At 42.8% G+C, this 14,424-nt stretch carries 20 protein-coding genes and 1 pseudogene; 15 read left to right on the forward strand and 6 right to left on the reverse strand.

The genetic code is table 11. The features are described 5' to 3' along the window. Positions 1 to 10: 10 nt before the first annotated feature. Positions 11 to 448, reverse strand: a complete 438-nt coding sequence (locus tag QUB39_RS14720) for a hypothetical protein (RefSeq protein WP_333209320.1) — start codon at positions 446 to 448, stop codon at positions 11 to 13. A 238-nt stretch (positions 449 to 686) separates the two neighbouring features. Here QUB39_RS14720 and QUB39_RS14725 point away from each other — a divergent pair, with 238 nt between their 5' ends. The 4 genes from QUB39_RS14725 to QUB39_RS14740 all read left to right on the forward strand — a co-directional run bounded on the left by QUB39_RS14725 (position 687) and on the right by QUB39_RS14740 (position 3,695). Further along, positions 687 to 977: a helix-turn-helix domain-containing protein gene (locus QUB39_RS14725; protein WP_199297830.1), complete on the forward strand. Its 291-nt coding sequence runs from the start codon at positions 687 to 689 to the stop codon at positions 975 to 977. A 44-nt stretch (positions 978 to 1,021) separates the two neighbouring features. Next, entirely contained in the window at positions 1,022 to 1,378 is a 357-nt protein-coding gene (locus tag QUB39_RS14730; RefSeq protein WP_333209319.1) for a helix-turn-helix transcriptional regulator, read from the forward strand. Positions 1,379 to 1,606: 228 nt separating this feature from the next. Next, the gene (locus QUB39_RS14735) at positions 1,607 to 2,893 is read left to right on the forward strand and encodes a hypothetical protein (protein ID WP_333209317.1); all 1,287 of its coding nucleotides are present in this window, start codon (positions 1,607 to 1,609) and stop codon (positions 2,891 to 2,893) included. A 184-nt stretch (positions 2,894 to 3,077) separates the two neighbouring features. After that, complete coding sequence (locus QUB39_RS14740) at positions 3,078 to 3,695, forward strand: hypothetical protein (RefSeq protein WP_333209315.1); 618 nt, start codon at positions 3,078 to 3,080, stop codon at positions 3,693 to 3,695. Positions 3,696 to 3,728: 33 nt separating this feature from the next. Here the strand turns inward: QUB39_RS14740 and QUB39_RS14745 are convergent, their stop codons facing one another. Beyond that, positions 3,729 to 4,145 carry a hypothetical protein gene (locus QUB39_RS14745; RefSeq protein WP_333209313.1) on the reverse strand — a complete coding sequence of 139 codons (417 nt, stop codon included), beginning with the start codon at positions 4,143 to 4,145 and terminating at the stop codon, positions 3,729 to 3,731. A gap of 136 nt (positions 4,146 to 4,281) precedes the next feature. Here QUB39_RS14745 and QUB39_RS14750 point away from each other — a divergent pair, with 136 nt between their 5' ends. The 5 genes from QUB39_RS14750 (at position 4,282) to QUB39_RS14770 (ending at position 6,438) form a co-directional block, all read left to right on the forward strand. Next, on the forward strand, positions 4,282 to 4,647 hold the full coding sequence (locus tag QUB39_RS14750) for a helix-turn-helix transcriptional regulator (protein WP_333057801.1): 366 nt from the start codon (positions 4,282 to 4,284) through the stop codon (positions 4,645 to 4,647). 31 nt (positions 4,648 to 4,678) lie between these two features. After that, positions 4,679 to 5,044 (forward strand): helix-turn-helix domain-containing protein, encoded by a 366-nt coding sequence (locus QUB39_RS14755; protein WP_333057802.1) that lies wholly within the window; start codon positions 4,679 to 4,681, stop codon positions 5,042 to 5,044. 108 nt (positions 5,045 to 5,152) lie between these two features. Then, positions 5,153 to 5,443 (forward strand): helix-turn-helix transcriptional regulator, encoded by a 291-nt coding sequence (locus QUB39_RS14760; protein WP_333057803.1) that lies wholly within the window; start codon positions 5,153 to 5,155, stop codon positions 5,441 to 5,443. A 414-nt stretch (positions 5,444 to 5,857) separates the two neighbouring features. After that, positions 5,858 to 6,109 carry a hypothetical protein gene (locus tag QUB39_RS14765; RefSeq protein WP_333057804.1) on the forward strand — a complete coding sequence of 84 codons (252 nt, stop codon included), beginning with the start codon at positions 5,858 to 5,860 and terminating at the stop codon, positions 6,107 to 6,109. After that, entirely contained in the window at positions 6,106 to 6,438 is a 333-nt protein-coding gene (locus QUB39_RS14770) for a type II toxin-antitoxin system RelE/ParE family toxin (protein ID WP_333057805.1), read from the forward strand. Before QUB39_RS14765 ends, QUB39_RS14770 begins: the two co-directional genes overlap by 4 nt. 66 nt (positions 6,439 to 6,504) lie before the next feature. On the opposite strand, the gene QUB39_RS14775 is transcribed toward QUB39_RS14770, so the two are convergent. After that, on the reverse strand, positions 6,505 to 7,311 hold the full coding sequence (locus QUB39_RS14775) for a pentapeptide repeat-containing protein (protein ID WP_333209310.1): 807 nt from the start codon (positions 7,309 to 7,311) through the stop codon (positions 6,505 to 6,507). A 234-nt stretch (positions 7,312 to 7,545) separates the two neighbouring features. After that, positions 7,546 to 8,406 (reverse strand): Rpn family recombination-promoting nuclease/putative transposase, encoded by an 861-nt coding sequence (locus QUB39_RS14780; protein ID WP_333209308.1) that lies wholly within the window; start codon positions 8,404 to 8,406, stop codon positions 7,546 to 7,548. 221 nt (positions 8,407 to 8,627) lie between these two features. On the opposite strand from QUB39_RS14780, the gene QUB39_RS14785 reads away from it, so the two are divergent. Further along, positions 8,628 to 8,852, forward strand: coding sequence for a hypothetical protein (locus QUB39_RS14785; RefSeq protein ID WP_333209306.1), 225 nt, complete (start codon positions 8,628 to 8,630; stop codon positions 8,850 to 8,852). 190 nt (positions 8,853 to 9,042) lie between these two features. Next, entirely contained in the window at positions 9,043 to 9,759 is a 717-nt protein-coding gene (locus QUB39_RS14790) for a GUN4 domain-containing protein (RefSeq protein ID WP_333209304.1), read from the forward strand. A gap of 211 nt (positions 9,760 to 9,970) precedes the next feature. On the opposite strand, the pseudogene QUB39_RS14795 reads toward QUB39_RS14790, so the two are convergent. Then, positions 9,971 to 10,339 (reverse strand): annotated as a pseudogene (locus tag QUB39_RS14795) (XisI protein). A 127-nt stretch (positions 10,340 to 10,466) separates the two neighbouring features. Between QUB39_RS14795 and QUB39_RS14800 the strand changes: the two are divergent. Beyond that, the gene (locus QUB39_RS14800) at positions 10,467 to 10,670 is read left to right on the forward strand and encodes a hypothetical protein (RefSeq protein ID WP_333058654.1); all 204 of its coding nucleotides are present in this window, start codon (positions 10,467 to 10,469) and stop codon (positions 10,668 to 10,670) included. Continuing rightward, complete coding sequence (locus QUB39_RS14805) at positions 10,648 to 10,941, forward strand: MazF family transcriptional regulator (RefSeq protein ID WP_333058653.1); 294 nt, start codon at positions 10,648 to 10,650, stop codon at positions 10,939 to 10,941. The genes QUB39_RS14800 and QUB39_RS14805 overlap by 23 nt, the downstream gene beginning before the upstream one ends. Here the strand turns inward: QUB39_RS14805 and QUB39_RS14810 are convergent. Beyond that, positions 10,919 to 11,985 (reverse strand): ISKra4 family transposase gene (locus tag QUB39_RS14810; RefSeq protein WP_333058655.1). Its coding sequence is split into 2 segments (ribosomal slippage): positions 10,919 to 11,817 and positions 11,817 to 11,985, totalling 1,068 coding nucleotides; the frame shifts between segments, so codons are not numbered across the junction. The two genes, QUB39_RS14805 and QUB39_RS14810, sit on opposite strands and share 23 nt — an antisense overlap. A 128-nt stretch (positions 11,986 to 12,113) precedes the next feature. On the opposite strand from QUB39_RS14810, the gene QUB39_RS14815 reads away from it, so the two are divergent. Beyond that, positions 12,114 to 12,935, forward strand: a complete 822-nt coding sequence (locus QUB39_RS14815; protein WP_333058651.1) for a hypothetical protein — start codon at positions 12,114 to 12,116, stop codon at positions 12,933 to 12,935. A 1,058-nt stretch (positions 12,936 to 13,993) separates the two neighbouring features. After that, positions 13,994 to 14,424, forward strand: a 431-nt coding sequence (locus tag QUB39_RS14820; RefSeq protein ID WP_333485083.1) for a reverse transcriptase N-terminal domain-containing protein, incomplete at its 3' end; no start/stop codon positions are given.

Here is a 14,424-nt window from a genome sequence, read left to right on the forward strand (position 1 = left end):
TGATGGGGGGCTAGGCGCATTGTTTGCTCAGCCTCAGTTCCCTTGTTACGCGGGAGATTTGGTTGAGTAGGGCTTCCCAAATTGCATCGGCGATCGCTACTGGATATTTGAAATGTTCGAGGTCGTATTGTACAATGACTTCTAGGGGTGCTAGGATTTGCTGGTTTCGACAACTGGCAATTGCTGCGATCGCCTCTTGTTCCCATCTGGCAAATAGTCTGTAGCTGAAAAAGGAACTGCATTTTTGTCCTTTCTTGTTCAGGTAAACGACTATTACTTGATGTTGTTTGGGGTAGACTTTCACTATGCGGTTGACGGGCATTCTCAGGGCTTCGGCTGCTTCTTTTTTGGAGATTTGCCAGCACTGGGGTTTTAGCCAACCGGAGGCTGTAAGGCTCTGGCGTGTGTGGCTTGTCTTGCGTGTCCTGCGTGTGCGTCTATTAGTCATTTTTTCGGACTCCTAAATCGTGAGGGGTACTCCGATACAGTGGTACTAAATTTATACTTTTAATTTTAGAGTAAACTTACTTGTGTGTCAACCCTGACAAGTAAACGATTCAAGCGTTAAATGATAATGATTTATAAACTGACCAGTTTACTTGTAGGTACGGTCGAGTAGCTTTTAAGTCGTGAACATCCAAAATAGACAAAAACTTAGTGAAATTATCAAAACGGCCCGCGGCTCTATGAGCCAACGAGCGTTTGGCAAGCTTTTGGGGGTTTCTGCGACTGCTGTGCAATTGTGGGAAAGGGGCGATACTGTTCCAGAAACGGAAAACTTGGCTAAAATTGCTGCGAGGGCTGGTTATTCGCTGGAAGAGTTTCTCAGCTTTTTGGATGGCAATCCAGTCTCGCAAGCCCCAGAAATTAACGATATTGTCAAAAAAATTCAGTTTTTGCCTCTGAGTCAGGTGGCGCTAATTGGCAAAGCTGTAGCGGATAGATTCGCTGCATCGGCTGAAGCTGCTGGGGAATGAGTATTAGATAGATTTATCTGTAAACTAGGAGTTGTGTTTATCTGGTGACTAATACTGTGGACGCAGAAGCTAGGAAAAAATTGAGCGAAGTTGTGAAGCTAGCGCGTGGCTCCATGAGTTTTAGCGCTTTTGGTAGGCTATTGGGAGTCTCTGGGGCTGCTGTTCAGTATTGGGAAAAAGGACAGGTTCTCCCGGATACGAAAAATTTGACGCAGATTGCGGCAAGAGCAGGCTTTACGATGGAAGAGTTAATGGCTCATCTCGAAGGCAAGCCAATGCCGGAACCTGTTAATACCAACGAGCTGCTTAAGAAAATTCAATGTATGCCAATTAGTGAGTTGGCAGTGATTGGTAGAGCTGTGATGGATAGGCTCGCTTCTGCTGTAGAGTCGTCTGGGTAAGGACAGTTGAACGGAGCGAAGGTGCGATCGCCCTTGAAAATTTCTACCACTCATGGTCATAACAAAGTCAGTAGTTTGTCAAGAAAAAGTATACTTTAACTCAAAATGTATGCTTCTCCGAAAAAGACATGATTGGATATGAAGTTGATAGCAGCGACGTAGCTTAAGTCAGATTTCTAAGGTCATTGATTTTGTTATTCAAGTTATCATTGTGGGGTTCACTATTGTATGTCTTGGAAAGCCTGGGGAGATCACCCTCTATTTATAGCTTTGAGTAGTGTGGCAATTATAGTTGGTCTTGGATCTACAGTTTATGACCATTACCACCCGAAAGATGTTGAAACTCCTGTTACAATTTCTAACCCACCCTTTTCTTCTCCCCCAGTAACTTCTCCCCCAGTAACTTCTTCACCAGATCCACTTCCTACAATTTCATCTCCCCCATCACCAACTCCTTCGGATTCTCCATCAGTTTCTTCGCCAGAACCAGCACCTTCAGTCTCTGTTGTGAAACTGGAGCCTAAAAATTGTATTATGAAGAGTGGAACAGGAGGATTTATTAGTTCATTCGCTCAAGGTAAGGATATATCGATTGGGAAACAAATTTTTACCTCATCCTTCAAGATGGGCTATATATATGGCTGGGCGCAATCAATTTCTTTACTAACTTGTAAAGTCCCTGAAGGGCATAAAAGCCTTCAGCTTAAATTTGGTAGAGAAGATGGAGATGAGAACAACTATATGGATGGACGTGGAACTTCTACGATCACTGTCTACATTAATGGTGATCCTGCACCAAGTCAATTCATAAAATCAGGTGAGCAAAAATCAGTAAATTTTAATATATCTGAACGAGATTCTATAGCAATAGAATTTAGATGTAGAACAAATACAGGATGTGGAGATGTTCACTTTTTTGATGCTAGTTTCTACGATCATCATTTTAATATGAATCCTAATCCTGTATCTCCAACTTCATCTGCACAGCCTCAACCTACACCTACAATCATACCTGCGTCACAAAACCCTAAAACCCCTTCCATAAATTTAACTTCAGTTGTAAAAAAAGATTTAAATATTACCGACCTACTATCAATGACTTGTTTAAATACTGGAGAGGCTGGTTGGCACCAGAAGCGAGATGATGTTCCTGTTGGTAAGAACCTATATGTATCCATGTTACATATGTCACCCAACTTACGGGGTAGTTCAGGCAGAGTTGGGATAACATGTAAACTTTCATCTACTGAATCTAGAACAAAAGCTGAAAATTTGAAGTTAGATTTTGGAGTTTCGGATAATGATATAAATTCTATAATTAATCAACCAGACAATCCTAGCACTATTATTATTTACAGGGATGGAGAAAAAGCAAGCTCGAAAATAGTAGGAAAAGGCAAAATAGAATCCATATCTTTAAATATTAAAAAAGTAAAAAGTGTTAGTATAGAGACTTTTTGCCCCAAAGCTTACTGCGTTAATGTTGACTTCTTTGACTTATCATTGACACAGTAGGCTAATTGAGATCTAGTGGCTATTCCAATGGTCAATTCTCAACAAAGACAAAACTCGATCGCGATCCCCGTTTTGCTTTCGTAGAGTCCGATCGCCCTTAAGAAATTCCACCACAGGTTCATCTCACAAACCGAGTATTTGGTCAAGGCAAAATCTACTTTAGTTACGGAGTTTGATCGCCCTTATGGACTTTTGTACTCCGACAAAGAAACCGGGTTTTTACCTGATCTGCGGGCTACAACGCAATATTTTCGTAAAAAACCCGGTTTCTGAGCCCTGCGGAAAAAACAATTTTAATGGAGTTTTAAACGAAGTGAAATTTAGGGTACTCGAAACACTAATTGCTAGTTCTATTCTTCTATCAATTTCATCCTTGTCATCGGCTAAAAGTAATCAAGAAGATTCTAAAATTCTACCCACAGGAACTTACTACTCTCAAGGAACCATGTTCAATAATTCCCGGAGAGAAATTGCACATAAAAACAATAGAATCTGTATTAAAATTGTCAAGGGCCCTGCAAATCCTTACAAGGGAGTGGAAGATATCACAATTAGCAGCGTGTCTTTTCAAAAGGGGAAATTCTATATTGATGCTACCGGAGAAGAGTTAATCTTAGAAAAAAATGGAAAAGTAATAAATAGTGGTCGTGGTGGTGTATGGGAGTATAGAGGCACCTCCCCAGATCCCAGGAGTCAACCTATACAGGCTCAAAAAATGGCAGAGTGTGTAGCGACTCAAGGACGATATGTACAGAAGATGCAAGGAATATCCATCTCAGGAATCGATTTTCCCAAGCATTAACCATGATCAACGTAGGTGGGGGTTAATGGGGGACTAGGCGCAAGCTAGGCTGAGCCTTTGTTCTCTGTTGAGGTGGCGGATGTGGTTGAGTAGGGCTTCCCAAATTGCGTCGGCGATCACGACTGGATACTTGAAATGTTCGAGGTCGTACTGTACTATGATTTCTAGGGGTGCTAGGATTTGCTGGTTTCGACAACTGGCAATTGCTGCGATCGCCTCCTGCTGCCATCTGGCAAATAGTCTGTAGCTGAAAAAAGAACTGCATTTTTGTCCTTTCTTGTTGAGGTAAACGACTATTACTTGATGTTGTTTGGGGTAAACTTTGACTATGCGGTTGACAGGAATTCTCAGGGCTTCGGCTGCTTCCATTTTGGAGATTTGCCAGCGCTGGGGTTTTAGCCAACCGGAGGCTGTAAGGCTTTGACGTGTATTGCGTGTCTTGCGAGTCATTTTTACTGCCCCTGATTGGCTACAAATACAATTATGATTTCAAAAGTATTTACACTCTAACTGGTAAACTTTTTGCTGTCAAGCAAGAAAGACAGATTTTTTGGTAGATAAGTAAACTAGGAGTTGTGTTGATCTGGTGACTAATACTGTGGACACAGAAGCTAGGAAGAAACTGAGCGAAGTTGTGAAGCTAGCCCGTGGCGACCTGAGTTTTAGCGCTTTTGGTAGGCTATTGGGAGTCTCTGGGTCTGCTGTTCAGTATTGGGAAAAGGGCCAGGTACTCCCGGATACGAAAAATTTGACTCAGATTGCGGCAAGAGCGGGCTTTACGATGGAAGAGCTCATGGCTCATCTCGAAGGCAAACCAATGCCGGAACCTGTCAATACCAACGAGCTCCTTAAAAAAATTCAATGTATGCCACTGAGTGACTTAGCAGTGATTGTTCGAGCTGGTATGGAGCGACTGGCTGCTGCTGCTGTAGCTTCTGGGAAGTATGGTTGATGTTCTGTAAACTGGGAATTGTGGTTATCTGGTGGCTGATACCGTGGACGCAGAAGCTAAGAAAAAACTGAGTGAGGTTGTTAAATTAGCGCGGGGCTCGATGAGTCTGACTGCTTTTGGCAAGCTGTTGGGAGTTTCTGTGGCTTCTGTCTTGTATTGGGAAAAGGGGCAGGTACTTCCAGATACGAAAAATTTGACTCAGATTGCGACAAGAGCAGGGTTTACGATGGAAGAGCTCATGGCTCACCTCGAAGGCAAGCCGGTACAGGAACCCGTAGATACTAACGATCTGCTTAAGAAAATTCAATGTATACCCATTAGTGAGTTAGCAGTCATTGGTAGAGCCGTGATGGATAGGCTCGCGGCGGCGGCTGAGTCGTCTGGGAAATATAGTTGATGCATCACTTCGTAAGTAGACTGGTAGATACGATCGCATAGCTTTTAAGTCGTGAGCATCCAAAATAGACAAAAACTTAGTGAAATTATCAAAACGGCGCGCGGAGCAATGAGTCAGCGAGCATTTGGTAAGCTTTTGGGCGTTTCTGCTACCGCTGTTCAGCTTTGGGAAAGGGGCGATACTGTTCCTGATACTGAAAACTTGGGTAAGCTCGCAGCGAGAGCCGGCTATACTCTGGAAGAGTTTCTCAGCTTTTTGGATGGCAATCCAGTCTCGCAAGCCCCAGAAATTAACGATATTGTCAAAAAAATTCAGTTTTTGCCTCTGAGTCAGGTGGCGCTAATTGGCAAAGCTGTAGCGGATAGATTCGCTGCGTCGGCTGAGGCTGCTGGGGAATGAGTTAGGATCGATCGCGATCGCCGGTTTTGCAGAAGTAGATCCCCATCGCCCTTAAAAATTTCCACCACTCCTGCATATCACAAATCGAGTAATTTGTCAAGAGCAAATCTACTTTGTTACAAAGTTCGATCGCCCTTATGGACTGACGCACTCCGACAAAGAAACCGGGTTTTTCACCTAATCTGTTGGTGACAACGAGGTATTTTTGTAAAAAACCCGGTTTCTGGGCCCTATGCGATCGCCATTATGAAAAAAACACTCGCCCTATCCCTGAATCAAGATGTCTAAAAACTGTTGGACAACGCGATCGGGTGTGTAACTTTATACCGATGTTCAAGCTGCTAATTTTAATTTTTATGGTGCTGCCCGATCGCCGATCGATACAATGATAGATATCCTAAATCTGTGTTGACGATGAACGTTATTCTTGCCATACCAGAAGAGCTGCAAACCTATATTGAGGCTCAAATTCAGGCAGGGGCTTATGCCAGTGCGGTAGAGTATTTTCTAGATTTGGTGCAGCAAGATCGCCAGCGGAAACGGGCACAAGCCAAACTAGAAGGTTTACTGCAAGAGGGTTTAGACTCGGATGGAGAACCCGTTACGGCTGCGTACTGGCAGAATTTGCGGGCATCGGTTTTGGGTGGCGATTCACAACCAGTATGAGCGATCGATTAATTGTCAAAAATCGTGCCACGCAGGATCTCAGACAACAGGCAAACTATATTCTGCTCAATGGAAATGCTCGTGCTGCGGAGCGATTTCTGGAGTTAGCCGAAGCCACTTTTGCCCAATTAGCGACGATACCGGGAATGGGAAAAGTCGTGCGATTGGTCTCTTCTGGGATGGGGGAGATTCGTCAGTGGCGAATTAAGGATTTTCAAGATTATCTAATTTTTTACCGGCTTCAAGACGATCAGGTGGAGGTTCTCCGCGTTTTGCATGGTGCTAGGGATTTGGAAGATATTTTGTCTAATCTTGATGAAGAAGTTTAAGGCTCCTATAAGACGTGTTCGATCGCCGATCGATACAGAAATACGCCTTAACTAAATGCGATCGCCCTATCCCTGACTCAATATGTCTAAAAACTCTTGGACAATGCGATCGGGTTCTTCTGTACATCTGTTAGCGTCGCAGTAGTGGATGATGCTGATACCGTGAGATGCAAACAGGCGATCGCGCGTTTCATCTTTTTCTGTGTCGGGATGCCATATTTCCAGAATACCCCATTTGCCTTGGTGGAATATGAGGAAATCTGGTTCTTGGTTTTGTCGGCCTCCGGGTGTTGTGAGGCGGGCTTTGGAGTTGGGGAAGAATAGGGTGTTTGTGCGATCGAGCGCTTCGGCTATTTTTACTTCTTCTTCGCAGCGAAAGCGCAAATCATTCCAGTGATAAATCCGTTCTTTTGTGCTAGACAAAATTCCCTGGTTATGCACGTCTTCAGCCTTGATAATTTCATCTGATGCCGTCTTATTATCAGATATAATTGCACCGTGTAAATCTGCTGATGAATCAGATTCACTTAAGTTTGCGAATAATATTCTGGCTCCGGTTAAATTAGCACCGCTGAGGTTAACTCCGATAACTTGAGTTCGATGTAATGTCACTTGATGTCGTCGCAAGTATCGCTTAAAAACAGAGCGTAAATTATTTTTTTTTACCTTTTCATCAAAAGCCTCTGAGAGTTGTTTCCAGAGTTTAGCCGCCAGCGCTTTTATGTATTCATCATTATATTGAGAGAGTTGAGAAATTTCTTCATAGGAATGTCTGCCTTCCCAGCATTGTCTGAAGATGAGCTCTTGCACGTCGTTTAAGCCTTCGCCATCGAGGAGAGTTTCTGCGATCGCGATTGCTTCATCAACGGTCATGGCTTAAGTTTCCTTAAAGTATATATTTGGTGAAGTTTTGACAATAATACCATTTTTTTATGATGCTGTATAGAATCCGATCCCCCTAAAGAGGGCGGGCGGGCACGGGGGCACCGCCCCTACAAGGGGGGGGACAAGATTTTGATCAAAGTCCCCCTTCTTAAGGGGGATTTAGGGGGATCGAGATATGTGCAACGACCCATTAAATTAATATAAGAGGCTATATCTTAGGAATTAAGGCTGATGTTCATTCAACCAATTGGTTAAATCTGAGGCTTCTGAAAAGTCCAAAAGCGCCTCTCCTAAATCCTCTAATTCTTCTACGGATAAAGTCTGAATTTGTTCGCGGGTTTCAGATGCGATCGCACCGATGCGTCGAGTCAACTGGCGAGTGAGGAACGACAGCGCCTCATCTTTCCTTCCTTCAAGGAGGCCTAGTTGTCTTCCTTCAAGGAGGCCATCTTCGCGAATTTCTTGGTAAATCACAGAACCGCGCATAGTTTCTTTCCTAAATAGTTGTCTGATTAAGTTTTTTTCAAATCTCAAACCTGCGAGCACTTGGGTGCAAGCGAGTAAATCCGCTTGTTGAGTAGGTTCTTCTATTGTAGCAATCTGAGTAGCTATTTGCTCTAACAAAGTTCGCGGCGAGTTGGTTTGGGATAGTGTCGCGAGTGGGAGCAAGCCGGGGACGGACAGCAGTAAAGCGGGGTCTTGTTCCCAGAGGCGAATAACTCGATATCCGTGTCGGGTGTTCGCGTCTGTGTACTCCGATACAAAAACTTGTTCTGAGGCTGTTTGCTGCAAAAAGATTACTACTTGATTGATGGAACAGGAGTATTGCCGTTTGAGCCTGACGTAGTAGTCTAGCATTCTGAAGGCGATCGGCGGGTCGGAGTAGGGCCGGGTTTCAAATTCCAGATGCAGGATTTGGTTATCCGTTTGCAGGAAAACGAGAGAATCGGCTCGGATGGGTTCTTGAATTAGTTCGGTTTTGAGTACCTGAACGTCGGTGGGTTCGTCAATTGGTAGCAGCCAGCGGACGAAGGCGGCGGGGAATTTTTCTGCTAGATATTTGCAGGTGTTGTCGTAGGCCAAGGAAGTTGGGTTGTGAGAGGGGTTATTTACAAGAGTTTAACTCTAGGGGCATCTAGCTGAGAGGAGATTTTAGGGCGATTTGGGGAAAGTCATTACTTTTTCTCACTTTTTCTCACTTTTTCTCACTGACAAAGATGAGTTTGAGTCCCTATTATGATTCAAGGTTGGGCAGACAAATTAATGAAATACTCCATCAACCTGTAATATCGCAGGAGTCAATAATGGTAACAGTCAAAGTAATTTACACAAATAACGGTCAACCTGCAAAAGACGAAAAAGTAGCTCTAGGGTTTGATAGTTGGGCAAGGGGCGTTACACAGAATGTATGGACTGATGAGGCTGGAGAAGCACATTTTGATGCCGATCCAGGGGAGGGAGACATCTTTGTAAACGGTTCCACTGTGTACAAAGGAGATATAAGAGGGCGTGTGATTGTTTACATTTGACTTGTCGGATGTAGACAGCCAAAGTCTTTTTAAATGATTCCAGGTTGATATCTGTATTAACTAGGTTGTCGTGTTGCAATATCGTTTGGCAATCCCAGTCGCGATCGCAAAACAATATTAACTTATCAAAAAAGTATAAAAAACGGGATTGAGTTGCAATCCCGCTACACTTACCAAAGGATAACTATCAATGTGGATTTTGATTTTAATTGTGTTGGCTGTAGTTGCCTACTTCGTAATGTCACAGGCATCAAGCAGCAATCAATCTAGCAAGGCATCAAGTAGGACTAAAGCCAGTCAAGTTGATTATTCAAATCTTGAAGTATCACTTGACAGCAGCGCGAATACTTACTCTAACTACACACGCCTTCGCGATCTACTAGCGGAGGGAAAATGGAGAGAAGCTGATGAAGAAACAGGGAAGATAATATTCAGCGTAGGAAATTCGAGGTATGGTGAACACGCTATAACTACAGCAACTCACGAAACCACCCCTTGTAAAGACATTTCTACGATCGATCGACTTTGGCTTAAATATAGCAATGGTCGCTTTGGGTTTAGTGTACAAAGGCGAATTATTTTAGGAATACAAGGGGATGCACTATTTATTCTGCTTCGTCTACCCAGTGAAAGAAAAGGAAATCGCTTGGAAGAGATGAATAAAAGAATAGAATTACAAAATAATTTTCATAAACTCATAGGATGGTACATTCCTGGTAAAGACGGCAGTGGCGATGTAAAAAAATATAACGATCTTACTTTTTCAATCCATGCTCCCTATGGACATCTTCCCACAGCTTATTGGGAGAATGGAGAGTATGGTGAGTCATGGAAAACTAAAAGTGTGAATGGTTATATCTTACCACATTTCTTGAATAGGCTTTCAAGTTGCGGTATTGCTCTGTAGTCAAAATCCCAGTCACATAAACTTGTTTACACACTTGTATAGAACATGGGATTGAGTGACGATCGCCCCTTCACTCCTAAAAGCGATCGCACCTCATCACCCTCACCTTTCTACAACCTTCTCCCATCGCCTGCTTTAAAGGTTTTTGAAGTCCGTGAAGCGAAGCTATCCCGTAGGGAATCGCCCTCCAATTCAAATCCCTTCCACTCCATCATACTTTCAAACATTCTCGCTGCTGCTCACTACAAGGAACTCCATAAGCAGTATGAGGTCTAACATCAGGCGGTTGAAGCCCCAAAACTATTGATTTGGCCGGAATTCCCGCTGCAACTAACTCCTCAGCAATCAGGCGATCGGTATTCTTTGCTTGAATCCACACCTGACCGTCAATAATATCAATATGAATCACGCAATGGTGAATGCGCTGCTAATTAAACCAACCTATATTTATTAACATATAACGGTCATTTTCCAAATCAAAAAATATTTCATTTTGTATCCCAATGTCAAAAACGGGAATCTCAGCGTATTCAGTAAGGAGCTGCTTAACAAGTTTGCGATAATTATTTAAGCTATCCATTATACTATTTCCTCTGTTTTAGGATTGAAAACAACAGCGCTAGCGAAATGTTAGTAATTATTCCGCAAGTTGTCAACGAATCGGATATACTGAGATACGACCCTAACGATTCAGGAGTCACCCTATTATGCTAAAGACACTTTGGGCGATCGTTCGCCAAGGCAAAATTGAATTGTTGGAACAAACAGAAATTCCTGAAGGTGCAAGGATTCTGGTAACATTCCTACCTGATGATGAGTCTGAATTCTGGCTTCAGACAAGCCGAGTATCGCTAGATGCAATTTGGGATAATACCGAGGATGATATTTATGCCCAGCTACTCCAAAAATGACATTATTCTAGTACGATACCCTTTCTCCGACTTATCCAGCTCTAAAGTAAGACCTGCCGTTGTAGTTAGCGCACCGCACACCTCTGAAGATATCCTGATAGTTCCATTAACTAGCAAAACGACATCTCTGCTATCCGGCGAGTTCATTCTCGCTGATTGGTCTGTAGCTGGACTGAATGTTGAGACGGCGGTGAAACGAGGTGTATATACGGTTCATCAAAAGGGTGCATCTCACTTTGGCACATACATCAAATTGAAAGTTGACCGTTGAGATAAGCACAGCGAAGAGCAAGCATAGAGGAAACGTTCTCAATATTCCATTGCGCTCCCGATATTTTCACCCTTAATCCAATGCGTTTTATTGTTGATTCAACTGTTCCCGAACCAATCGAACTTATGGATTCTTCTTTGTAGTATTGGTAATTCACTATTCGGCAGCGATGGGTCTCTAAATAATTGCAAAACGTTTTAAATGCTTGACCTTTAAAGTCTTTAAATAAATTTATAACTTCATCAAGTTTGCCTTGCCACAACATATTTTCTGCTAATTTTAATCGTTTTATTGAACCCCCTACCTTGTAGAGATTTTCTTTCAGATGATACCAATCTAAGATTTCTTGTCTTTGTTCATTGTCTCCAATTTCTTTAAATATGTTCCAAATTCCGGCATGGCCATCTCCGAGGCAATACATAGGATGTAGTAATTTTTGGCTATTAGTCCAATCAATTAAATCTTGATTATTTTGAAAAAACGCTCCCGCATAAATATTATCTAAACACACGGCTTTATAGTCTTTCCAGTAACAGCTCTCGCCCTTGGTTGCGTTGCGTAGTCTGACTTTACCGCCATCCAATGTAATTTCTTTGACTCCTTGTTGAGATGTAGGCAATTCAAATTCTTGTCTTTTGACTAATCTTTGTAATGTACTGTGAGAAATTTTGATCCCAGTAAATTTTTCCAAATCTTTTTTTGCCATTTGATAAGATTCGTTAGCACTGATTAAAAGACAGCAATTTTCCATGACTGGACTAAATTGACTGTAAGCTTTTAAGCCAAAATATTTTGCCTGATTATCTGTAATGTCGAGCGAGCTGATTATTGATTTTATTTTTCGGGGTTTTCCTGTTTGAATTCCTGATACTGCTGAAAAAAAAAGCTACCTATTTCTGGACCAACCTCTGATAACATTTTCTGACGGACTGCTTTTTCTATACTTTCAAAAGTTTTTAACTCAGTTGGCTCTGTATTTCTGTAAAGAATTTTTGCTACCGCTTTTAAGTGGGCTTTTAGCTGTTGTTGGTCTGAGGGTGTCATTTTATTTACCTCATCTTTATTTGACGATTTTACTAGCTTTTTCATTTTAACTCTTTTTTGACACATTCGCAAAAGTGAGATGCACCCGGATGAATTCAAGAACGAGTACGATGTAAAAATTGAGGAATATGACAAAAGAACACTGTTTGGAAATTAAATTATCTTGGGGAGATTGGGAAAGCAGAAATTACTTGAAAGCTTTGTCTTTACCAACTCTACCTTGGACAGCTCCTTTTCTACCGTTGCTGGGATTGCCAAATGCTCTATTAGAGCAACCGTCCATCTGGGAGTCCATTTATACCCAGGCTTTTATTGAGCATCAGACTCGCTATCGCCTGAGAGATTGGACAGGAAGTCCAGACGGGGAGCGAGCCGAACTGATACGGCAGGTAGTCACGAAGGCGTTGTCGCTGCTAGCACAGCAGATGGGACGGAATGTGGCAATTGATTTAGAGAAATGGGTCAGGTTTCACGAATGCTGTCCTGAAGCCGACAGAGCGATGAGAGAGTGGGAAAAAACTCTTAGGGGTGCCTATCTTTCGCCAAATTCCCGTCGATATCATCGAAAAGTTCCCCCACCCGCCGTCTTAGTACCAATATTGCCTCTTATTGCTTCCCTGGTAAATCTCGATCGCAGAAAGGAGATCGACCAGCATTTGATGCGCGTCGCCCCGCCCCCGGACTACGAGCAGATCCCCTACGAATATATGGAACATTGTTTTGAAGCAACGATGCTATCTGGGGTAATCGATCGAGCGCTGACGCTAAAAGCTTTGCAAACAATTGCCTCTAGACTCAATGACACAGAACGTTCAGAAGTGGTAACGTGGGCGCAGGCTCAAGCTCGGATTCTGTATAGAGGTGGTAACCCAGAAAATCTGTGTGGAGATAAGTATTTGCAAGTTGAACTACCCTGTTTTGATGTCCCATCATTACTTGCTGTACTTTAGACTAAATAAAGATGAGAACGGTGGCTTTGAGAAGAACTAAAGCCACCGCGCCGGGAGAGAATAAGGGTGAAAAAGAAAACCTATCCACTCCCTAAATGAACAGTGAACGATTAAAGGAATTCCGTCAAGCAGCATACGAGTTATTAGTAAAAGCTCTCCTATGCGACATTCGAGCTGATGGATGCAGTGATGACGACCCGGAATGCAGCCTGTTTGGCGGAATTTTCGCTCAATCCATTATTCCATCGTCAATGCAAGAGCGTCTACGAGGCATTGCAAGACTGTAGACCAGACCGGAAAAAACTGATGCTGCTGTATCTGGAGCAATTACAGAAGGAAGCATCCTCAACGGAACACGTTTTAGTGGCAATCGATCATACTGCATGGGGCAGACAGTCATGCCAAAACATTACAAGACAGAACCCATGAATATCACAAAGGCGTAATTATTGGACAGGGGTACAGTACAATTGCGTGGAGTGCGACTCGTTTAATCCAAATGGATAAAGAATATCCAAGGACGATTAGCCTAACCCTCTGGTTAGTGTAACTGATTATACATCTAGGTGCAGGATTCACAAGTCCCTAGTCCTAGTCCGCAAGTGCAGCGGTAAAAGCATATCCCCTATTTTGCTAGGTAGCAACTAACAAAGTAAAGCGGGGATAAAAGGCAGACTACTGGTAGCCGAAACTGGTAACTGCCGAGCAAGAGTTCATGTGTAGCGAAAGCAAAAATGTGTCTGAACCATCGTTATTGTAGATGGTCTAAGGGCTGAATAAGACCAAGCCAAAAGGCAAGGATAGGGCATAGGCGTTTTCCTGTACGACCTATAAGCACTGCCCAGAAACCCGGTGGAGAGCATTACACTAAAAGCTCAAACAATGTATATTCGGAACGAAGTAACTCTCATATATTTCTGGAAACAGGTCGATTACCCAGTAAGTAGCTAACGAATAATATATGAGAGAAGGATTGTGTCAAAAGCCAACGCTCTGTTGTAATGACAGAGATATGCAGACAGACACATGATAACTTCAAAGATAGGAACTCAGTAGCAATGAATAAGTCTAAAACGCGGGATAACCCGACGGTGGAATGGAATAAAATCAATTGGCGAAAAGCTGAAAGATTGACATTCAAGTTGCAAAAACGTATCTATCGAGCAAGTGAGCGTGGCGACGTTAAAGCAGTTCGTAAACTTCAAAAGACCTTGATTAATTCATGGTCTAATAAGGTGGTAGCGGTACGGCGGGTAACACAAGATAACACTGGCAAACGTACAGCAGGAGTGGATGGTATTAAACTACTAACCCCAAAGCAACGAATTAAGCTAGTAAGACAACTCAAAACAACTGGCAAATCACAACCGACTCGTCGGGTAAGGATTCCCAAGCCGGGTAGTAATGAGTCAAGACATTTAGGAATACCTACTATGTACGACCGCGCCTTACAAGCAGTTGTAAAAGCAGCGATTGAGCCAGAATGGGA

The sequence above is a fragment of the Microcoleus sp. AT8-B5 genome, assembly GCF_036705565.1.
GTDB lineage: Bacteria > Cyanobacteriota > Cyanobacteriia > Cyanobacteriales > Microcoleaceae > Microcoleus.